Source organism: Sulfurovum sp. (assembly GCF_049668085.1).
GTDB lineage: Bacteria > Campylobacterota > Campylobacteria > Campylobacterales > Sulfurovaceae > Sulfurovum.
The window spans coordinates 1-22,939 of record NZ_JBATIY010000038.1 but is presented as its reverse complement, the minus strand read 5'-3'; the positions used below and the strand labels follow the sequence as shown (position 1 = coordinate 22,939).

The window sequence follows — 22,939 nt, the reverse complement described above, 5'->3', positions numbered from 1 at the left end:
AAAAGAGATGTGAGTCAGAATTGAAGAAAGCCCAAGGTGGGCTGTTTTGATTGATAGAAGGCAATGCCTTCTATCTAGATGTATTAGTTATTAATAGTTTGGATTGATTCATTGATGTTTTCTGAGATAGACTTCACAGACTCTCTCTCATCATTTGAAGCAGTTTTGGCTGCATCACTTGATTCTTTAGCAGTTGAGTCTACTGCGTCTCTCGCATCGTTAGATGCTTGTTTTACTGCAGCATTTGATTCTTTAGCTACTGTGTCTACAGCATCTTTAGAGTCATTAGAGACATTTTTTACAGCGTCTGCTGAATCACTAGAAACAGTTTTCACAGAGTCTTTAGAATCATTAGAAACAGATTTAACTGTTGAGTTAATATCTGCTGACACAGTTTTAACAGAATCTTTTGAGTCAGTAGAGACACTTTTTATAGTATCTGTAGAATCTTTAGAAACAGCGATAGTAGAATCTTTTAACTCTTTAGTAGCTACATTTGAAGATTCTTTAAGATCTCTAGATGTATTTGTGATAGAGTCTTTTGTATCAGTTGATACTGAATTTACAGTATCTCTACTATCTTTAGATGTAGAAACTTCAGCTGTTTTAAGATCATCAGAAACTTTTACAGTAGTATCTTTTGTGTCAGCACTTACATTAGTGACAGTTCTTTCAGCACTCTGTGTAGTTTCAACTGTACCATCTTTAACAGCAACAACACTGTCCTTAGCATCTTTACTCATACTTGTAGCAGCATCACTCATATCTTTGAACATTTTATTCAAGTCATTAGCTTGCGCACTCGTTACCAATAATGCAGCTACTGCTACAGAAGTTGTAATCATTTTTTTCATAATATAACCCTTTTTTTAGTTTTTATCTAAGAAATTATAGCGCAAATAATATTAAATATAACTTATACTTCTAATAATCTATAGTTATATTATTTGCTATTAATATAGTTTAAGAAAAAATAAGCATAGAATTTATACTTTTTTATTTGGAATAAATAACTAAGAACATTCGGTATGGCCATGGTTAAAAAGGATATTAGGATTATCTCTCTAAGTTTGTTTTTCTAATCTTTGTATCTTGTGAGATAAAATTTATAAAAGAGAAGTAATTTTTAAAAAAAGGTTAAATCTTCATCTAAATAAGTGATTAATCTTTTACTTACATAAACCATATGCCAAAATTTAATATGGGTATTTAGGTTTGAAACAGTCATGATTATTATTGATTCAATTTATGATAATAATCAATTTAGTGATAATTTGATACAATACTTAAGATTGAAATATATGTTTCACTATTTTTGATAAATGTGAAGAAGGGATATAGATGAAGAAAATCTTGGTAGGGTGTATAACAGTTTTAACTTTCGGTTTAGCAGATGTATATACGCAAGAGGATAGAATTTACGATATGCAAAAGATGGCACAAGCGATGCAAGATATGCAATCTGGATTTTTTTATAATAACCTTGATATCGTTAAAGCAGGTGCTCAAGATTTGAAAGAGGCTATTGTAAAAATTAAACCAATTAAAAAAGAGACAGAAAATAAAGACGTCTATGAAAGATGGATGGATAACAATACGGCTATGACAAAACGTATACAAAGAAAGATCGAACAAAATACAGATGATATCGTTGCACGTTTTTCTGATGGAGATGCTACACAGGCATTACAGTTTTATAGTAAGATTTCATCAGAATGTATGAAATGTCATGTACGATTAAGAAAGTGGTAGAGAAAAATGAAAAAAATAATAATAGCAGCATTGTTACTCAATGCATTTTCGCAAGCAGGTGATATCACTTTAACCGGTACAGTTGTTTCTGATGGACAGAAGATGATCGGCGCTCGTTTCATGGGATACATAAAAAAAGTTTTTGTAAAACTTGGTGATAAAGTTAAAAGAGAAGACGACCTCTATGAGATGGAATCTGCTGAATTTGATATCATGAAGTCTCAAGCAGACCTTATGCTTGAGCAATCAAAGATCATTGTTGAGTATTGGCGAGATAAATTGACACGTATCAATACTAGAAAAGTTAGGTTGAAAAATACCTATCGTGATGACGGTAAGATTAATCTTACAGATATGACTGATCTAGATGCTCAGGCTGCCAATGTAGAAACAATGCTTGAGACCATGCAGGTAGCTGTGAAAGAGGCAACTATAGCAGCAAAACAAATGGCAAGTACATATAATTACATAAAAATGAAAGCACCTTCTGATGGTGTAGTTGTACAGAAGAACATTAAAGTAGGTGACATGATCATGCCAGGTATGTTGACTATTATGATCGTTGACACAGAAAACTTAGAGATTGATGTCTCTATTTCAGAAAGTATCATCTCTAGAGTTAAAACGGGTCAAAAAGTACCAGTAGAAATACCATCTTTGAATTACAAAACGATGGGAATCATACATGCTATCGTACCTGATGCCAACCCTATGACACATAAAATAAAAATGCGTATACGTTTTAACAGAGGAAAAGAAAATATTTTCCCAGGTATGTATGCAAAAATTACACTCAAAGATGCTCAATAGAGTCTTTCTTCAAACGATGTGATATATTTTACATCGTTTTTCTCATTTTTTTTCATAAATTCTACTTATCTTGACGTTTATTACTTTTTATTAATAGGGAAGTTGTTACAATATCTTATTAAAATTTATTTTGAGGAGAATATACAATGAAAAAAGCTTTCTTAATGTCAGTATTGGTAAGTGGGTTACTTTTTGCAGGAGAGGTTATCCAACCAGATAGAATGAAAAACATGGCAGATATGGAAACAGCCATGGCTAATATCCAAAAAGGATTTCTTTATAATAATGCAAATGTTGTGAAAAATGGTGTCCAACAGCTGAAAGAAACTGTAAAATTTACAGAATCATTCATGAAAGAGGGTGTAGGTGAAAATAAAATCAATAATAAGATGTATGCGCATCAAGAAGCTGTTACGATTAGTAAGTATGCAGATGAGATTTTAGTTACATTCAAAAAAGGTGATAAATATAGTGCTGCAAATAACTATCTGCTTATCTTAAGTAAATGTTTATCTTGCCACCAAACAGTAAGATCTTGGTAACACCTTTTAAAGAAGAGAGTCTTTTCTCTTCTTTACTTTGATTCTTCACATCCCTCGCGTTACACAAAATTGTTTCTTTCTAATTTATCTATTTATTTCATCACACTCATATAATTAATTTATTATAATTTATTATCTTATGTTAGTATCAAAAATGATGGTAATAAGAGTTAAAATTTAATATAGTGAGGCAATAAATGATGAATCATAAAAAAATACTTGGAATTGTACTGTTAGTCGCAGTATCAATAAGTGGACTTTTTGCGGCAGAATCTGCCAATACGGAAAATACAGTCAAGAAAAGTACTATTATATATACCATAAAGGGTAATGCAGAAGAGACATACTATACAATGATGGATAAACCTATCAAAGCACTGGGATATCGTCTTCCAGACCCTAGAAAACATGTAAATCAAGTGTATAAGGAACAGTATGGGTCAACGACACTTGAAGTGTTGAGTTTTATGACAATAGTGAATGATAAAAAAGTGAAACCACTTTTGGAAATAGACCCAAAACTTGCAGGCTTTAATCCATTTAATCTTGTGATCTATAAACACCAAGGTAAAGATGAAACAGTTATCTCTCACCTTACTGCAGATGCAATCATTGAGATGTTGGGGATCACAGATCAAAAAGTGATCACAGAGTATAGAAAGCAAATGGAAGAGCTTGATGCACTTGTCGCTAAAACATTCCCTTCAGCAGTAGTAAGTCATGGAACATATGAAGGTGCAGTAGAAAATGCTATGATGCATTATGAGATCACATTTGACAGACCTGAAGATCTTGATGATTACATAGATGAGATACAGGAAAAAGTTGATGATACTTTTACAGAAAAAGGTTACATTATGGCTGGTTTCTTTGACTATAAACAAGGGAAACCTGATTTACTTCCTTCTTATGATGCATTCTGGACTTTCTCTCTTTGCCATTTCCCGTATTCCTATACTGTATTTGACAATGAAGGCGCTATGCCAGAAGTTGCTGTGTTTGCTCCATGTACGATGTATATGTATATCAAAAAGGATACAAATACACTTGTCATAGGTATGCCGAGATTGGCAAATTGGAATAGATTTTTTACTATGAATAACTCAAAAAGAATGGATTTCCTCAATAAATTGGATAAAGATATTCCAGCTACATTCTTAGAAATAGGTGCAATAGAAGTTAAGTAAAATATATAAGGAGTGAACATGGCAAGTGTATTGTTACCCATAGCAAAAGGTTTTGAAGAGCTCGAAGCGGTTGCTCTCATAGATGTAATGCGTCGTGGAGGTATAGACGTGCGTGTAGCCTACCTGGAAGATGAACTTCAGGGTAACTTGGTTTTGGGAGCCAATGGTATTACGGTGCAGGCTGATACTTCGATTAAGAATATTATCAGTGGTGATTTTGACATGATGGTACTCCCTGGTGGTTGGGATGGTACGTATGCATTAGCTGAAAATGCAAGGATCATAGAACTTCTTCAAGAGTTTAAAGCTACTAAGGTAGTCGGTGCAATGTGTGCCGCACCTTTCGTACTTAAAAAAGCAGGTGTTTTAGGTAATGATTATACTTGCTATCCCGGGGCTAAAGATGAGATAGATCATCCTGGTTACAGAGAGGATAGTAAAGTGGTTACCGATGGTAATGTTATCACTTCCCAAGGTCCGGGGACCGCTGTGTGTTTCGGGCTTGCGATAGTAGAACGTCTTGTTGGAAAAGAGAGTATGCAAGCTGTGAAAGACGGTATGCTTTTGGGTTATTGCTGAAAATGTTAGCCATTTGAGCACTCTGCTGACAAGTCACTAAATTGCAGTGTAAGCAAGGCACTAAATGTCGAGTTGTAATAGAGTTCAGTGCTAACGTAGAAAATATAACTTACTTGCATGGCAAGTGAGTTACTGCATACTGATATCATATACATAAAAATCATTGGTTTATATCTTTCAACGTTCTGTTCTGCTACATTAGCACATAGGAGTATGTTATGAAACCATATATCATGTTTGTAATCCTAAGTCTGATCTCTGTAGTGCTTTACAGCAGCGAGCATAACAGTACAAAAGATGAGAATTTAACCAAAGAAGCGATTAAAAAAGCTATGGAAAAAGAGAAGAAATATGCCAAGGAACAGCGCTTTTACAAGGCAGATGAGTATGATTTTAAAGGTGCACAGGTAGATCCTGATTCTCTTGACAAGATACCTGTTCTTGAACCTGATTACGATTTTGATATGGACACAGGCGTTTATGACTAACGCTTTTATGGGATAAAAACATTCATATTATTTCGTCATAAATTCAGACACATTTTCAATCTATTTTTACCTAACCTTTGCTATATTAGAACCAATTATTTTAAAGGTCATCCATGTCAGAAGAACCAAAAGTTAAGCCACAATTTACCCACCTTCATTTACATACCGAATACTCACTGCTTGATGGAGCAAACAAGATCAAAGCACTTGCCAAAAAAATTAAAGAGCAGGGTATGACTTCGGTGGCGATGACTGACCATGGAAACATGTTTGGAACCATAGACTTTTATAACACCATGCGTAAAGAAGGTATCAAACCTATCATTGGAATGGAAGCGTATGTACACAACCAAGCTGAGTTGGGTGACAAGTCTGTACGTCAGCGTTTCCACCTTTGTTTATATGCTAAAAATGATGTAGGTTACAAAAACCTGATGTATCTTAGTTCACGTGCATACATTGATGGGTTTTACTATTATCCACGTATTAACTGGGAGCTTCTTAAAGAGAACAGCGAAGGAATCATCTGTTCTTCGGCCTGTTTGCAAGGAGAAGTGAACTGGCACTTAAATCTTTCGGATAGAAACCTTAAATTTGGTGCCAAAGGGTATGATGAAGCAAAAAGAGTGGCATTAAAATACAAAGAAGTTTTTGGTGATGACTTTTACCTTGAACTCATGCGTCACGGTATAGGTGATCAGCACCGCATAGACAAGCAGATCATACAAATCTCACAAGAGACAGGTATTAAGATCATTGCAACCAACGACACGCACTACACAGTACAAAAAGATGCGGATGCACATGAGGCATTTATGTGTATCGCGATGAACAAACTTTATGATGATCCAAACCGTTTACGTCACTCGGTGCATGAATTTTATGTGAAGTCACCAGAACAGATGGCAGAACTTTTTGCAGATATTCCTGAGGCACTTGAAAATACCCAGGAGATAGCAGACAAATGTAACTTGGAGATCAAACTGGGTGACCCGACACCGCCTAACTTTAAATTTGCCAGAGAAAGAGCTGCTGAGTCAAACATAGAAATGCCTCATCCCGATGTAGAGTATTCTCTTGAGAATGACATCGTTCTTTTTGTGGAAGAGTCAAAGAGAGGACTTGAAGAACGTCTTAAGATCGTTCCTGAAGAAAAACATGATGAGTATAGAGACAGACTTAAAGTCGAGATGGATATTATCAACGATATGAAGTTCCCTGGATATATGCTTATCGTTTGGGACTTCGTTGATGCAGCGAAGCGGATGGGTATACCGGTAGGTCCTGGACGTGGTTCTGCGGCAGGATCACTTGTCGCTTACTCGCTGGGTATTACAGATATAGATCCTATGCCTTACGGATTACTCTTTGAGCGTTTTTTGAATCCCGAGCGTATATCCATGCCGGATATCGATATGGACTTCTGTCAAGCACGTCGTCAAGAGATACTTGATTATGTAGTAGAGAAGTATGGGCGTGTGAATGTGGCACAGATCATTACTTTTGGTAAGTTATTGGCAAAAGGGGTCATTCGTGATGTAGCCCGTGTACTTGATATGCCTTACTCCAAGGCTGATGCTATGGCCAAGCTCATTCCTGATGAACTGGGGATAGATTTGAAAGGCTCTTACGAAAAAGAACCTAAGATCAAAGAACTTTTAGATCGTGACCCTCAGGCTAAACGTACTTGGGATTATGCTTTGGCACTGGAAGGACTAAACCGAAATGCAGGAACACATGCTGCGGGTGTCGTTATTTCAAATGAACCGCTGTGGCAAAAAACACCACTGTTCAAACCTACGGGACTCGATACACTTGCAACACAGTATTCGGGTAAGTATGTAGAAGATGTGGATCTCATTAAGTTTGACTTCCTTGGGCTTAAAACTCTGACAGTTATTGAAGAAGCTCTCCAACTTGTTGAAAAAAGACATGGGAAACGCATTAATTTTGTGGAAGAGAACATTGAAGATAAAGAAGTCTATGACTACATCAGTACCGGTGAGACACTTGGACTGTTCCAGATAGAATCTGCGGGTATGCAGGATTTGGCGAAAAAACTGAAGCCAAACGGATTTGAAGATGTTATTGCGATGCTCGCACTCTACCGTCCGGGACCAATGGAGTCAGGGATGCTAGATGACTTTGTTGAGCGTAAACACGGACGTGCAGAAATTACGTATGCTTTTCCTGAACTTGAACCTATACTCAAGCCAACCTATGGGGTCATAGTTTACCAGGAACAGGTTATGCAGATCGTGCAGACCATTGGTGGATTTAGTCTGGGGGGTGCAGACCTGGTACGTAGAGCAATGGGTAAGAAGATCAAAGAAGAGATGGACAAGCTTAAAGATGAGTTTTCTGATGGTGCAGCTAAAAAAGGTTTTGACAGAGCAACCGCAGCAGATCTTTTTGATCTTATCGTGAAATTTGCAGGCTATGGTTTTAACAAATCACACTCTGCAGCATACGCGATGATCACTTTTTATACCTCTTATTTGAAGCATTATTACCCGACAGAATTTATGGCGGCTATCTTAACGCTGGAAAAAAACAACACTGATAAAGTGGTGAAATATGTCGATGAAGTAAAACGGATGGGTATGAAACTTCTCCCCCCTGATATTAACAAATCTGGATTGGTATTTGAAGCACGTGAGATTGATGGTGATGAGGTTGTCATGTTTGGTATGGGTGCAACCAAGGGTGCAGGGGACATTGCTATTAACTCTATGCTCTCAGCAAGAGGAGAAGAAGAGTTTAAAGATTTCTCAGACTTTGTGTCACGTATTGACTCAAGTAAAGTGAACAAAAGGGTTATAGAGTCTCTCATAAAAGCAGGGACTTTTGACAGTTTCGGATACAGTAGAAAAGCCATGCTTTCTCAGCTAGAAGATATCATAGATATGGCTAAAAAAGCAGGAGATGCAAAAAAACAAGCAGTCAATTCTCTCTGGGGTGATGATACTGAGATGACTTCTGTGACATTGGAACTCAAAGATATTCCAGAGTTTGAACCTATGGAAATACTAGAAATGGAAAAAGAGTCTCTAGGTTTTTATGTTTCCGGTCATCCACTAGACAAATACCGTGAAACACTTGATGAGATCAAATATACACTCAGTTCAGAGATAGACGATCTGGCTGACGGTTCACAGGCGATGTTCATAGGTAAAATAGAAAACATTACAGAGAAGATAAGTAAAAAAGGCAACAAGTTCGGTATCGCCAGTATCATGGACTTACACGGAAACATCGAACTCATGCTTTTTGAAAACCGTCTTAAGGAACTGGAAGAAGATTTTGATCTTACCAAACCGATTGCCTTTAAAGTTAAAATTACAAAAGATGGTGACTTTACGCGTATGAATATATTGAAGATCTCAAGTATGAAAGATGCGAAGAAAACGAAAGTGAAAGTAGAAAAAGAGGTGAAGCATGTGGAGGAACCTGTACAGCCACCTTTGATACTTGCACTTAACCTTATGCCAGATGCAAAGATAGTGGAAGAACTTATGTGTCTAGTAGACAAATACCCGGGGAAACGCCCGCTAGAAGTTCATATTAAGTCTAAGCTTGCAGATGTGATCATAGAGTCAAAGATGAAGGTAAGTGATCTTATTATGGAAGAGGCGAAGGAGCTGGGTATTTATCCTGAAGAAGTTTTACAGGTTGTTAGCTAAGGGTATATAATAGGTTTAATCTAATTTTTATTAATATATATTATAATTAGTACTTATTAATACCAAAGGGGAAACAATGAAATTTATTAAAGGTTTGTTCACATTTGTAGGCGCAATAGTGGTCATTGGTTTTATTTTCGCATTTGTGAAGTTTGATCTAGGTACAAGAATAGGTCAAGTGAGTAAGCTTGATTCTCAGGCATTACCAGAGTATATGAAAATGTTTGACAAAGTGTTGACCACAGGTGATCCTGCTAAAGGGATGATCCGTAAAGTAAAAATGGTGATCCCTGAAGGTATGACAAAAGCTGAAGCATTTGAAAATGCTTTAGAGATCATGGATGATACGGCAAGTGAATATGGAATGGCTTTGGTAGATAACAAAACAATGCCTAGAAACGGTAAATTGTTTAAGGATGGTGGACTTCTTACGCATATTCGTTCATACTGTTCTCCCTATATTGCTGATGTATTTTTAAAACATTCTGGAGAGTTCATTGGTTTCATGCCATGCAGAGTTGGTGTTGTTGAAGAGCCAAACGGTGATATTTACATTTATACAATGAGTTTGGAACTTATGATCAATGGTGGATATGAGTTACCACCTGAACTTTTAGAACTTGCCAATGAGGTAAGATCTGGTATGTATGCAATGATAGAAAATGCTGCTGCCGGAGAATAAGTCCTCCTTTTTACATATACTTACACTTTTTGGTGTAGGTATATTTTTCTTCCTCCCATACATTGCTAGTGATACTCTCTATTCTACATTTTGATATAATGATCAATTAAAATAAACTCAATGAGGAATCATATGTCTACCCAAGAAGATGAAAAAGCATTTAGCATGTTAGAACAAGCGGTATATAAGGCACAAAAATCATTAGAACAGACCAAACAGTTCCAACCATTTTTAATGTTACTAAATGATGCGGATGAGATCGAGGTTTTTGAAAATGAAGTAGAAGATTCTCATGAGAGCTATGCAATGTTAGAAAATATTTTGAAAGAACGTATTGCAAAAGATGATGTTGATGTGATGGTCCTGGTCGTCGACACACTTATACCTGAGAATTTTGTCAAAGATGTATCAAGTAGTATACGCTTACATTTAGAAGAGAAAAGTCAGATTGACAAGAAGGTTGGAGCGAGGTTCCTTTATGTCCCATATGAATTATGTAAAGTAGGTGATGGTGAGATATTTGCTAAACTACATCACCCTATCCCAGTAGGGTTCCCTGCAGCATATATAGTCAGTTAAGTAGCGCCATAACTCCGACAATAGTGCCTTTTAATACACAAATAGGATAAAAATTGTGTAATAAAGAAACAAATAAATAATATAAGTTTTCTAAAATAGACTATTTTATTCCTATAATACAAAAAAAGTGCTACAATCTCACCATCAACAATCTAATTTAAGGAACAAAAATGTCAAAATTACCAAAAATCATATGGTCAAAAATTGATGAAGCGCCGGCACTTGCTACGTATTCATTACTACCAATCGTAAATGCGTTTACTCAAGCAGCAGGCGTAGAAGTTGTAGAGAAAGATATTTCACTAGCAGGACGTGTTCTAGCAGCTATGGGTCTTGCAGAAGATGAGTTAACAAAACTAGGAGATGTTGTTCTTGAAGAAGATGGTAACATCATCAAACTTCCAAACATTTCAGCTTCAGTTGGTCAGCTTAAAGATTGTATCGCTGAACTTCAAGGTCAAGGTTATGATATCCCTAACTACCCTGAAAACCCAACGAATGCAGATGAAGAAGCAATTCAAGCAAAATATGGTGTATGTCTTGGTTCTGCGGTAAACCCAGTACTTAGAGAAGGTAACTCTGACAGAAGAGCTGCTAAGGCTGTAAAAAGATTTGCACAGAACAACCCACATAGACTTAGAGACTTCGCTGAAAACTCAGGTGCGTATGTAGCACACATGGGTGGGAAAGGTGACTTCTTTGCACACGAGAAATCAGTAACACTTGACAAAGATCAAAAAGTAACAATTGCCCTTAACGGTAAAGAGTTAACATCTATCGATGCACTTGCTGGTGAAGTACTTGATGGTACATTCATGTCTATTTCAGCACTTAGAGCATTCTACAAGCAGACAATTGCAGATGCAAAAGAGAAAGGTCTTATCTGGTCACTACACCTTAAAGCGACTATGATGAAGATCTCTGACCCTATTATGTTCGGTCACGCGTTTGAGATCTTCTTTGAAGATGTATTCGCTAAATATGCAGACACTTTTGCTGAGCTTGGTGTTAACCCGAACATGGGTATGTCTGATCTTGAGAAAAAGATCGCTGGTCATGCTAAAGAAGCTGAGATCAAAGCTGACTTCCAAGCTGTAGTTGATTCAGATGCTCCAAAACTTGCAATGGTTGATTCAGATAAAGGTCAAACAAACTTTAACGCGTCTAACGACGTAATTATCGATGCTTCTATGCCTGTAGTGGTAAGAGAAGGTGGTAAGCAGTGGGATAGAACCGGTGCTGCTGGTGAAACTGTTGCTGTTGTTCCTGATTCAACTTATGCTATGTTCCACGAAGAGATGGTAGCTGACTGTGTTAAAAATGGTCAATACGATGTTTCAACTATGGGTACAATGCAAAACATTGGTCTTATGGCGCAAAAAGCAGAAGAGTATGGTTCTCACCCAACTACATTTGAACTTGCTGAAGCTGGTACTGTAACTGTGACTGGTGAAGATGGTGTTCTTATGAGCTTTGAATGTGAAGCTGGAGATATCTGGAGACTTGCTAGAACTAAAGATATACCAATTAGAGACTGGGTAAGACTGACTGTTGAAAGAACTAGATTAGAAGGTATCCCTGCAGTATTCTGGTTAGATGAAAACAGAGCGCACGATGCGGAACTTATTAAAAAAGTAAACGAGTACTTAAAAGATTATGATACTGACGGACTTGACATTCAATTTATGAAAGTAACTGATGCGACTAGATTTACAAATGCTAGAGTAAGAGAAGGTAAAAATACAATCGCTGTAACTGGTAACGTTCTTAGAGATCACCTTACAGATATGTACCCGATCCTAGAGCTTGGTACATCTGCTAAAATGCTTTCTATTGTTCCATTGATCGCTGGTGGTGGATTGTATGAAACTGGTGCTGGTGGTTCTGCTCCTAAGCACGTTGATCAATTCCTTGCAGAGGGTCACTTAAGATGGGATTCACTTGGTGAGATCTTGGCACTGGCTGAGTCATTAAGATTTATCGGTCAAAAACATGATGATGCTAAACTTCAAGCACTTACTGAAGCGCTAGATGTGGCAAACAATGGCTACCTTGATAATAACAAAGAGCCAGGTAGAAAAGTAGGCCAGCCAGATAACAAAGCTTCTCACTTCTTCGTAGCTCAATACTGGGCAGATGCACTTGCTAAAGGTGACAATGCTGAACTAGCTGAAAAGTTCGCTCCAGTTGCTGCTGCGCTTAAAGATAACGAAGCTAAGATCATGGAAGAGCTTCTTGCTGTTGAAGGTAAGGCTCAAGATGTTGGTGGTTATTTCCACCCGAATGATGAGTTAGCTGCTAAGGCAATGAGACCATCTGCTACTCTTAATGCGATCATTGACGCTATATAAGTAGTCATCTTTTGAGTATTGCACTTTATTTGTGCAATACTCGTCACTAAAATGTAATGAGATTTTAGTATCATATAAACTTCTGTAGAGGATATTTCTCTATATCACTTTTAGTATCTAGTGTAAAAAGATACTTTCGAGACACTCGTCTCCTATAACATAGGGTTGATGTAGCCTCTTTTGTCGCAAAGCATAATTGATAATATAAGTTATGAGTTATGTTTTGCTTTGGGGTCCCCTATAGTTCTCACTTAAAGGATTATAATGAAAAAAGGTAAAAAAGTATCGATTATCGGTGCAGGAAATGTAGGTGCTACTGTAGCATATTCACTGGCGATGAAGGGTACCTGTCATGAGATCGTTCTCAGAGACAGAAACACAGAGATCGCTAAAGGTAAAGCTTTAGATATGTCTCAAGCAGCCAATGCAGCAAGAATGCATACAATCGTCAAAGTAGCAGAACATGCTTCATGTATGGCTGATTCAGATGTCGTAGTGATTACTGCAGGAAGTCCTAGACTTCCAGGTATGAGTAGAGATGATCTATTGATGATCAACGCAGAGATCACAAAAGAGGTGGTAGCGGATGTGAAAGAGCATGCACCTGAAGCGATCATTATTATGGTTTCTAATCCTTTGGATGTAATGACATATGTAGCACTTAAAGAGTCAGGGTTCCCTAAAGAGAGAGTGATAGGTATGGCGGGTATTCTGGATTCTGCGAGAATGGCACACTTTATCCATGAAAAACTTGGTTATGGTGCAGGACAAATTCGTGCATCTGTAATGGGTGGTCATGGTGATGACATGGTACCACTTCCAAAGTTCTCTACAGTTGCAGGTGTACCGTTGACAGACGTACTTGATGAAGAAGAGATCCTTGAGATCGTGGAGCGTACTAAACATGGTGGAGCAGAGATCGTTGGTTATCTTAAAACAGGGTCTGCATATTATGCACCTGCAAAATCAACAGCACTTATGGTAGAAGCAATTTTAAAAGATACAAAACAGATCCACCCTTGTGCAGTGTACTTGGATGGTCATTATGGTCACTATGATGTTGTTTCAGGTGTTCCTGTTGCTCTTGGTGCAAATGGTGTTGAGAAGCTTTTTGAAATGACATTGAACGAAGGTCAAAAGACCAAGTTTGCTAAAAGTGTTCAGTCTGTAAGAAGTATGATCGATGTACTTAAAGAAAAAAACTTTTTTGACTAAAGGCATAAGATGAGAGAAATAGAATTTGACGTGGTTGTAAAAGCTGTTAAAGATATGATTTTGCATTGTGGAACAGATCTTCCACAAGATACATATGATGCACTGCAAGCAGCAATGGAGGCTGAAAAATCACCTGTAAGTAAAGAGGTGATTCGTCAGATTCTTGAAAATGCGAATATCGCTAAAGATGAGAAAAGACCTTTGTGTCAAGATACAGGCTTAGCGGTATTCTTTGTAAATGTGGGTGAAGATGTACGTATAAATGGCGGTCTTTTAAGAGATGCGATTAACAAAGGTACGGAAGAAGGGTATGAAGAAGGCTTTTTGAGAGCTTCAACATGTGAACCATTCTCTCGTCTTAACCTCAAAGATACTTTAGGGTACAACCTTCCGGCGATCATTCATTTTGATATTGTGGCTGGAGATAAAATAGACATTGAATATGCTGCAAAAGGTGGTGGTTCTGAAAATGTTTCGCGTGCTAAAGTTTTTCCTCCAGCTGCAGGTAAAGATGGTATCGTGGAGTATGTAAAAGAAGTGATCTCTGATGCAGGTGGAAATCCATGTCCTCCTATTACGGTAGGTGTAGGAATTGGTGGGACATTTGAAAAAGCAGTTATCTCATCAAAACATGCACTTTTTAGAGACCTTGAAACAACACATGAAGACCCAGAGATGGCTGAACTTGAAGAGAGAATCTTAAATGAGATCAATAAACTTGGAATAGGTGCGATGGGTATGGGTGGAACAAAAACTGCTTTAGCTGTACATATTGAGTCAAACCCTTGTCATATTGCGTCACTTCCTGTTTCTGTAAACGTTCAGTGTCACTCTTCAAGACATACACATATCACGATATAAGGAGAAAAGATGGCAACGTATACTTTAACAACTCCACTCACTTCTGAAGATACAAAACAGCTTGTAGCTGGTGATACAGTTTTATTGAATGGTACCATATTCACAGCAAGAGATGCTGCACATAGCAGATTAGTTGACCTCATAGAAGCAGGTAAAGAACTTCCATTTGATCTGGAAGGATCAGTGATTTATTTTGTTGGACCGACTCCTCCAAAACCAGGAGACCCAATAGGTAGTGCAGGACCAACTACTTCTTACAGAATGGATTCATTTTCTCCAACGATGCTAAAGAATGGTTCAAAAGGGATGATAGGTAAAGGCAAAAGAAACCAAGCTGTAAAAGATGCCTGTGTTGAGTATGATGGTATCTATTTTGGTGCTACAGGTGGAGCGGGTGCATTACTTGGCAAACAGATCCGTTCTGCTGAAGTGATTGCTTACCCTGAATTAGGACCTGAAGCTGTAAGAAAGATCACGGTTGAAGATTTTCCTGTTACTGTCGTAAATGACACCAAGGGTAATGATATTTATCAAATGGGTCGTGAACAGTACGAAGTCAAGGACTAAAGTCCAGTACAAGTGAGGAACTAAATTCTAAATTGTGCAAGGATCAACATCCAAGAGTGTGGGATCTTCCCCACACAAATCAATTCTCTTTTTTTACACTTTCCAGTATAATTCACATTATCACTCTTAATAATAATATTGTATTATAAATCATAATGAAATTGGTTTTGAGCAAAGGAGATGAACATGAATTATAGAATAGAACAAGACACCATGGGAGAAATGAAGGTCCCTGCAGAAAAATATTGGGCTGCACAAACACAAAGATCGGTACATAACTTTGAGATAGGTAATGAAAAAATGCCTTTGGAGGTTGTATATGGTTTTGCAAATCTGAAAAAAGCATGTGCTTTGGTCAACCAGGAACTAGGGCGTTTGGAGAGTAAAAAAACTTCTGCTATCTCTAAAGCATGTGAAGTAATTCTCTCGGGTGAACTTGATGACAATTTCCCTCTAGTTGTTTGGCAAACAGGGTCAGGCACACAGTCAAACATGAACGTGAATGAAGTGGTTGCAAACAAAGCTACGGAAATACTTGGCGGAGATTTTACAAAAGAAAACCTGGTACATCCAAATGATGATGTCAACAAAGGTCAAAGTTCAAATGATACCTACCCAACAGGTATGCGTATCGCTGAGGTGGTTGCAGTGACAGATAACCTTATGCCTGCACTGGATCAACTTAAAGCTACGCTGGATGCAAAATCAAAAGCATTTTCAGATGTAGTGAAGATAGGTAGAACCCACCTTCAGGATGCGACGCCATTGACACTTGGACAGGAGCTTTCCGGTTATGTAGCCATGCTAGAGACAAATCTTAAACAGATCAATGACGCCCTTGTGTATTGTAGAGAAATTGCTATCGGTGGTACAGCTGTTGGTACAGGACTTAACTCTCATCCAGAGTTTTCACAAAGGGTTGCAGCACAATTGAATAGATTTATGGCAACTGACTATGGGTTTGTTTCTCAACCAAACAAGTTTCATGCACTTACAGGACATGATGCTGAAGTCGTACTGAGTGGTGCACTTAAAGCACTTGCTGCCAACCTTATGAAAATGGCTAATGATATAAGATGGTTGGCTTCAGGACCAAGATGTGGATTAGGTGAGATCGAAATACCTGCCAACGAACCAGGTTCATCCATCATGCCAGGTAAAGTCAATCCGACACAGGCAGAAGCGATGACGATGGTAGCAGTACAGGTGATGGGTAATGATACAACTGTTGGAATAGCTGCTTCTCAAGGGAACTTTGAATTGAATGTATTTAAACCGGTCATTGCATATAACATTTTACAATCTGTAAAACTTCTTGCAGATGTAATGAGAAGTTTTGATACACATTGTGCTGTGGGGATAGAACCGATCAGAGCAAATATTGATAGATTTCTTAATGATTCTCTTATGTTGGTAACTGCACTTAATCCACACATAGGGTATGAAAATGCAGCAAAAATAGCTAAAACTGCACATAGGAACGGAACAACACTGAAAGATGAAGCTGTAGCACTTGGGTTTATGTCTGCAGAAGATTTTGATAGATATGTGAAACCTGAAGAGATGATTGCACCTAAAGCATAAAATAAAGGCATCAATAGGGATTTTAAATATTGCACAAAGCGTAACACATTTAGTTATTTTAAGCGTCCTAAAATGACACCTTGTTTTTCAATACTTAAAAAAGTACCTTATTATGTGTAGATATTTAACACATTTCTTAAATTAGCTATATTGATAATAGAATTAACCAAGCATTATTCTTCTACGCCGTATAATATAAGGACTTATTGTAATTTTAAAGGAGCTAAATTGAATATACATGAATATCAGGCAAAACAGATTTTTGCTAAATACGGTGTGCCGACACCAAGAGGTATTATTGCAAATACCCCACTTCAAGCAGTGACTAATGCACAAGAACTTGGTGGAAGTGTTTGGGTAGTAAAAGCTCAAATTCACGCAGGTGGACGTGGTCTTGGTGGTGGTGTTAAACTTGCTAGATCAATTGATGAAGTGAGAGATCTTGCTAGTGAGATCCTGGGTATGACTTTGGTAACACACCAAACAGGTCCAGAAGGAAAATTGGTTCAAAAAGTCTACATTGAAGAGGGTGCAGCTATTGCAGATGAGCTTTATCTTTCTGTGGTACTTGACAGAGCTGCTGAAATGCCAATTATCATGGCTTCAACTGAAGGTGGTATGGATATTGAAACTGTAGCACATGATACTCCTGAGAAGATCATCAAAATTGAAGTTGATCCTGCGATCGGTTTTCAAGCTTATCATGGTAGAGAACTTGTATTTGGTCTTGGAATTACAGATAAGAATCAACAGAGAAAGATGATAGATTTTGCATCAAAACTCTACAAGCTTTACATGGAAAATGATGCAGAGATGATCGAGATCAACCCATTGATCAAAACTGAATCTGGTGATTTCATGGCACTTGACGGAAAAATGGGATTTGATGATTCTGCACTTGGACGTCACCCGGATATCGAAGATATGAGAGATATTTCTGAAGAAGATCCAGATGAGAGAGAAGCAAGTCAACATGGACTTTCTTATATTGCACTTGATGGTGAAATCGGTTGTATGGTAAATGGTGCTGGTCTCGCGATGGGTACAATGGATACGATCAACTATATGGGTGGAACACCTGCAAACTTCCTTGATGTTGGTGGTTCAGCAAATGCAGAAACAGTAGCAAAAGGATTTGAGATCATTCTTAAAAATCCAAAAGTAAAAGCTATCTTTGTTAATATCTTTGGTGGTATTGTAAGATGTGACAGAATAGCAAATGGTATTCTTGAAGCGACTAAAATGGTAGATGTAAATGTACCGGTCATTGTAAGACTTGATGGTACAAATGCACCAGAAGCTGCAGAGATTTTGAAAAATGCAAATATAGATAATGTTATCGCAGCAACTGATCTTGGTGATGGTGCAGCAAAAGCAGTAGCAGCGGCAAAGGGAGAATTATAGATGTCAATTTTAGTTAACAAAGATACAAAAGTAATCGTTCAAGGTTTTACAGGTAAAGAGGGTTCTTTCCATGCGGGTCAGTGTATAGACTATGGTACAAATATCGTAGGTGGTGTTACACCAAACAAAGGTGGACAAACGCATCTTGGAAAACCTGTATTTAATACAGTAAAAGATGCCGTAGAAACTACAGGTGCAACTGTTTCAATGATCTTTGTACCACCTGCATTCGTAGCTGATGCAGTAATGGAAGCGGCGGATGCAGGTATTGAACTTGCAGTGATCATCACTGAAGGTGCACCGGTTAGAGATATGCAAATGGCAAAATCACATGCAGTTAAAAACAATATGAAGACTATCGGGCCAAACTGTCCTGGTATCATTACAGCAGAAGAGTGTAAGATCGGTATCATGCCTGGTATGATCTTCAAAAAAGGTAATGTTGGGCTTATCTCTAAATCTGGTACATTGACGTATGAAGGTGCAAACCAAGTATGTAATGAAGGTTTTGGTATTACTACTGCGGTTGGTATCGGTGGTGACCCAATTATCGGTCTTAGCTATAAGCAACTTCTTCAAGAATTTCAAGATGATCCGGAAACTGAAGCGATCGTTATGATCGGTGAGATTGGTGGAGATCTTGAGATTCAAGCAGCAGCGTATATTAAAGAAAATATCACTAAGCCAGTGGTTGCTTTCATCGCAGGTCAAACAGCACCAGCTGGTAAAAGAATGGGACACGCTGGGGCAATCATCTCTGGTTCTGCAGGTACAGCTAAAGAGAAAATGGATGCACTTGAAGCAGCAGGTGTTAAAGTCGTTGTTTCACCAGCAGAAATTGGTAAAGCTGTAAAAGAAGTTCTTTCGTAGTCAATAATTTAGTCACTTTTCATCATTCTCGGGCATGTCCCGAGAATCTTCAAACATCATATTCAACACTTTACACAGAATTTGCACACCATTAACATATCATTAGAAAAAGGAAATAGTATGCAGAAAACATTTGAAGTCATGAACGTAAAATGTAGTGGTTGTGCTGCTACACTTAAAGGAAAACTTTTTGAAAAATTTGGTGAAGTTGAAGTAGATCTCAATAAAGAACCTCGTGAAATAACGTTAAATATCGAAGAAGAAGAGATAGAAGAATTATCAAAAGAGCTTAAAAGATTAGGTTATCCACTTAGTTCTGATTCAATGGGTTTTGTAGAAAGTACTTCTGTGAAAGCCAAGAGTTATGTCTCATGTGCCATAGGTAAAATGAACAAATAAATCAGAGATATTACATTTTTCTTTACAGTACCTTTTTTATTTAGATGGTAAAAACTACATTTATCATAACAATAAATCTATTTTATTTTATACTTACTATAAGTTAAGCTCTCCAGTTTAATTTTAGTGCACAATCAATGCTAAATATTCATTTGTGCTTTACTTTAAATTTCTTCCCATATATTTCACTACTTTTGTGTTATAATTCACACAGGTGCAACAGGTAGTTGCTGGTGGTGTAAGCCACGAGAGGAAAGTCCGGGCTGCAAGTGAGACAGGACTCCATCTAACAGATGGCCAGAGTAATCTGAGGGCAAGTGCAACAGAAAGTAGGTAGCCTACTTTTGTAGGTGATAGTGAAAGGGTGGGGTAAGAGCCCACCAGTACTTATGGTAACATAGGTAGCTAGGTAAACCCTGTCCGCAGCAAGAAGTATATGGTATAAGTCTCACAAGCTGTTAGGTCAGCATTTATACTTCGCTTGAACGTATTGGCAACACTACGTCTAGATAAATAACTACCCATGACAAAACCCGGCTTATCGTTTCACCTGTAATTTATGGGGTATTTATACCCCTAAATTACGTACTTTCATTTATATAATCTTCACTATTTTTAACGTAAGCAAAACATTATAATATTATATATTTTATAAGGTTTTGATAAATATCTTTTATATTATATGTTAACTACTAATCATCATCCATAGACTTTTTAAAAGTTGGTTCTTTAGCATCTATATAACTAATATGGATCTTTTCGATCTTTCCATTAAATCTGAACGGTGCTTTATCGAAATAATCCAATGCCACCGGTGAGCCAAGGTCTGCCCCTACATCAAAAGTTTCAGATGCAGTATGAGCAGCTGGTACAGATCGACCTATACGTCCTTGTCCAACTTCTTTTCCATTGACTTTCAAAGTAACTGTTGCAGGAGCAAGACGCTCTTGTGTATCATATTTTGTCTCTACTTCTATTTTCACCTTACCCATAGGAATAGCAGATTCGGACGAAACCTTGTAGCGATTTAGTGTCATAGCATTGTACTCAGCTTTTAACATACCTTTATCCATATACACGGTAAATCCTGAAGATATACCACCAAGTGCAAACAACACACCTTCAGCATCTTTAGGTATTTCGGCATCGATCACAGCCAAGGTAGAACGTCCACTAGCAAACTTTGGTGCCATTGCTTCAGGAATTCTATCTTGTCCTTCATAGAACGACCATTCCGTAAGGGGTGAAGATGGTAGTTCCTCAGGCTTAAAGAACACCGTATACATTGAAGCACCAATAGGATATACGAGATTATCTGTCGCCTCTTTTTCAAACAATGCTTTCATTTCAGCCAGTTTTTTTGGATTCTCTTTAGCCAGATTTTTAGATTGAGCATAATCGTTGTTAAGATTATACAGTTCCCATTCGTCTTTTTCCGGTTCCCAGTTTATGATACCAGTCATGTCAGTTGACCACGGTGCTCTAGGGCCAAAAGTCCCTGCAAACCAACCATCATTGTAGACACCACGACTACCCAAAATTTCAAAATACTGGGTCTTTTTAGTAGTTTTGGCTTCAGGATGACCAAAGCTGTATGCCATAGACGTTCCATCCAATGGTAACTGTTTTACCCCATTATAATATTTAGGAGGAGTAATATCAAGGATATCATAGAGTGTAGAAGCGATATCATTGACATGATGAAATTGAGAACGTACTTTCCCATCATGTTTAATCTTTTTAGGCCACGATATGACCATCGGTGTTCGTGTTCCTCCAAACATTGCAGCAACTAACTTAGTACCTTGGAACGGTGATGCTCCAGCATAAGCCCATCCATGATGATACATAACATCAAGTTTCGGTCCGCCAAGCGCATCCATGCCGCCATACTCTTTATTAAGTACTTCAATGTGCTGCTCAATAGTAGATGGCATTGAATTCTGTGCCAAAAGTTCAGAGATAGTCCCATTCATACCTTCAGCCGAAGGACCATTATCAGAGTTAATGTAAATGATCAGTGTATTTTCCAAAAGTCCTTGTCGTTCTATCTCATCAACGATTTTTCCGTATTGTACATCGGTATGTTCTAAGAATCCAGCAAAAATCTCCATCAATCGTGTCTGAAATTCACGCTGTGATTTTGGAATATCATCCCATTTCTGCATACTTTTTGCCAGCGGGTTTAAAATGGCATCTTTAGGGATCCATCCAAGTTCTTTTTGTTTTTCAAAGGTCATTGTTCTCAGTGCTTCCCAGCCTTCATCAAACTTTCCGTCATATTTGTCCGCCCACTCTTTGAAGATATGGAAAGGCCCATGTACTGCACCCGGTGTAAAATACATGAAGAATGGTTTTCCAGGTTCAATCGTATTGGTCGTCTGCAGCCATGAGATTGCTTTTGTTGTCAAGTCTTCAGTCAGATGATACTTTGGATCATGCGGCGCTTCGATAGGATTGGTGTTCTCAAACAGCATAGGTTCATACTGAGAGGTTTCACCGGCCAAGAATCCGTAAAAATAATCAAATCCAAGTCCTGTTGGGTAGCGGTCGAATGGCCCTAATTTAGTAATGTCGGTGATTGGCGTATTATGCCACTTTCCAAATGCTGCAGTGTTATATCCATAATCAGAGAGGACCTGTGCAATTGTTGCTGTTGATTTTGGTATCTTACCTACATAGCCATCCCAATCTGAAGCAAGCTCGGCAATCTGACCGGCACCGACTCTATGATGGTTTCGTCCGGTCAATAACGATGCCCGTGTCGGAGAACACATCGCTGTAGTATGGAATGCATTGTAGCTGATACCTGTTTTAGCCAGACGTTCCATGGTTGGCATATGAATAGGCCCTCCAAATATCTCAGGGTTGGAGAAGCCCGCATCATCGGTCATAAAAATGACAATGTTGGGAGCATCTTTTGGTAAACGGTTGGGTGTGATACGCCACTTGTGTTTTGAATCAGCAAGTGTTTTACCTGTTACACTTGCAGAAGGAGGTTCGGGAAATGGCAAGACAGAACCATCACTATCTTCTCCAGTTTTTGGAGAAGATACCTCTTGTGCTAACATCAAACATGGTAATGCGAGAATCGTCATTACCCCTATAAACTTTTTCATATGAATCCTTTTAAACTAAATTTTTCATAATACGATGTATAAACGCTTGTGTATTTTTTTATTATATCATTTTTTATAAATCTACTTGTCAAAAAATAATTTTTTCCCTGAAAAATGAAAACCCTATAAGGTTATATATTTTTTGGAAAATAAGATATTGAAATGTAAAAGAAGTATCATACCTCCCGTTATTTGCTTTACTTTTAACTACCTTATAATATAAAGCATAACCTACTTAGGAAACAAAAACTGGATCTGTGCTCTCAT

Annotated in this window: 19 protein-coding genes and 1 other RNA gene; 18 read left to right on the top strand and 2 right to left on the bottom strand. The window is 37.8% G+C overall.

Translation table 11 applies throughout. The annotated features are described in order from the left end of the window. Window positions 1–83 precede the first annotated feature (83 nt). Window positions 84–854, bottom strand: a complete 771-nt coding sequence (locus tag WBM70_RS02635; RefSeq protein ID WP_424556965.1) for a hypothetical protein — start codon at window positions 852–854, stop codon at window positions 84–86. 487 nt (window positions 855–1,341) lie between these two features. On the opposite strand from WBM70_RS02635, the gene WBM70_RS02630 reads away from it, so the two are divergent. From WBM70_RS02630 to rnpB, 18 genes are all read left to right on the top strand, one after another. Further along, the gene (locus tag WBM70_RS02630; RefSeq protein WP_424556964.1) at window positions 1,342–1,752 is read left to right on the top strand and encodes a cytochrome C; all 411 of its coding nucleotides are present in this window, start codon (window positions 1,342–1,344) and stop codon (window positions 1,750–1,752) included. Between the two features lie 6 nt (window positions 1,753–1,758). After that, window positions 1,759–2,562, top strand: a complete 804-nt coding sequence (locus tag WBM70_RS02625; RefSeq protein ID WP_424556963.1) for an efflux RND transporter periplasmic adaptor subunit — start codon at window positions 1,759–1,761, stop codon at window positions 2,560–2,562. Window positions 2,563–2,708: 146 nt separating this feature from the next. After that, complete coding sequence (locus WBM70_RS02620) at window positions 2,709–3,104, top strand: hypothetical protein (protein ID WP_424556962.1); 396 nt, start codon at window positions 2,709–2,711, stop codon at window positions 3,102–3,104. A 197-nt stretch (window positions 3,105–3,301) separates the two neighbouring features. Next, window positions 3,302–4,291, top strand: a complete 990-nt coding sequence (locus WBM70_RS02615; protein ID WP_424556961.1) for a hypothetical protein — start codon at window positions 3,302–3,304, stop codon at window positions 4,289–4,291. Window positions 4,292–4,309: 18 nt separating this feature from the next. Beyond that, window positions 4,310–4,870 (top strand): DJ-1 family glyoxalase III, encoded by a 561-nt coding sequence (locus tag WBM70_RS02610; protein ID WP_424556960.1) that lies wholly within the window; start codon window positions 4,310–4,312, stop codon window positions 4,868–4,870. Between the two features lie 218 nt (window positions 4,871–5,088). Then, entirely contained in the window at window positions 5,089–5,358 is a 270-nt protein-coding gene (locus tag WBM70_RS02605) for a hypothetical protein (protein WP_424556959.1), read from the top strand. A gap of 113 nt (window positions 5,359–5,471) precedes the next feature. After that, window positions 5,472–9,041, top strand: coding sequence for a DNA polymerase III subunit alpha (gene dnaE / locus WBM70_RS02600; protein WP_424556958.1), 3,570 nt, complete (start codon window positions 5,472–5,474; stop codon window positions 9,039–9,041). Window positions 9,042–9,117: 76 nt separating this feature from the next. Further along, window positions 9,118–9,723 (top strand): DUF302 domain-containing protein, encoded by a 606-nt coding sequence (locus tag WBM70_RS02595; protein ID WP_424556957.1) that lies wholly within the window; start codon window positions 9,118–9,120, stop codon window positions 9,721–9,723. A 132-nt stretch (window positions 9,724–9,855) separates the two neighbouring features. Next, a complete protein-coding gene (locus tag WBM70_RS02590; RefSeq protein ID WP_424556956.1) occupies window positions 9,856–10,302 on the top strand; it encodes a hypothetical protein in 447 nt (148 codons plus the stop codon). Between the two features lie 170 nt (window positions 10,303–10,472). Next, window positions 10,473–12,653 (top strand): NADP-dependent isocitrate dehydrogenase, encoded by a 2,181-nt coding sequence (locus WBM70_RS02585; protein ID WP_424556955.1) that lies wholly within the window; start codon window positions 10,473–10,475, stop codon window positions 12,651–12,653. 264 nt (window positions 12,654–12,917) lie between these two features. After that, window positions 12,918–13,868: a malate dehydrogenase gene (mdh, locus tag WBM70_RS02580; RefSeq protein ID WP_424556954.1), complete on the top strand. Its 951-nt coding sequence runs from the start codon at window positions 12,918–12,920 to the stop codon at window positions 13,866–13,868. A 9-nt stretch (window positions 13,869–13,877) separates the two neighbouring features. Beyond that, the gene (locus WBM70_RS02575; RefSeq protein WP_424556953.1) at window positions 13,878–14,729 is read left to right on the top strand and encodes a fumarate hydratase; all 852 of its coding nucleotides are present in this window, start codon (window positions 13,878–13,880) and stop codon (window positions 14,727–14,729) included. A gap of 9 nt (window positions 14,730–14,738) precedes the next feature. Next, a complete protein-coding gene (locus WBM70_RS02570; protein WP_424556952.1) occupies window positions 14,739–15,296 on the top strand; it encodes a Fe-S-containing hydro-lyase in 558 nt (185 codons plus the stop codon). 186 nt (window positions 15,297–15,482) lie between these two features. Then, on the top strand, window positions 15,483–16,880 hold the full coding sequence (gene fumC / locus WBM70_RS02565; protein WP_424556951.1) for a class II fumarate hydratase: 1,398 nt from the start codon (window positions 15,483–15,485) through the stop codon (window positions 16,878–16,880). Window positions 16,881–17,108: 228 nt separating this feature from the next. Beyond that, window positions 17,109–18,284, top strand: coding sequence for an ADP-forming succinate--CoA ligase subunit beta (sucC, locus tag WBM70_RS02560; RefSeq protein WP_424556950.1), 1,176 nt, complete (start codon window positions 17,109–17,111; stop codon window positions 18,282–18,284). Then, window positions 18,285–19,154 carry a succinate--CoA ligase subunit alpha gene (gene sucD / locus WBM70_RS02555; protein ID WP_424556949.1) on the top strand — a complete coding sequence of 290 codons (870 nt, stop codon included), beginning with the start codon at window positions 18,285–18,287 and terminating at the stop codon, window positions 19,152–19,154. A gap of 120 nt (window positions 19,155–19,274) precedes the next feature. Further along, window positions 19,275–19,553: a heavy-metal-associated domain-containing protein gene (locus WBM70_RS02550; protein ID WP_424556948.1), complete on the top strand. Its 279-nt coding sequence runs from the start codon at window positions 19,275–19,277 to the stop codon at window positions 19,551–19,553. Between the two features lie 211 nt (window positions 19,554–19,764). Continuing rightward, window positions 19,765–20,110: RNase P RNA component class A (rnpB, locus tag WBM70_RS02545), an RNA gene on the top strand. A 135-nt stretch (window positions 20,111–20,245) separates the two neighbouring features. On the opposite strand, the gene WBM70_RS02540 is transcribed toward rnpB, so the two are convergent. Then, window positions 20,246–22,672, bottom strand: a complete 2,427-nt coding sequence (locus tag WBM70_RS02540) for an arylsulfatase (protein ID WP_424556947.1) — start codon at window positions 22,670–22,672, stop codon at window positions 20,246–20,248. Between the last annotated feature and the right edge of the window lie 267 nt (window positions 22,673–22,939).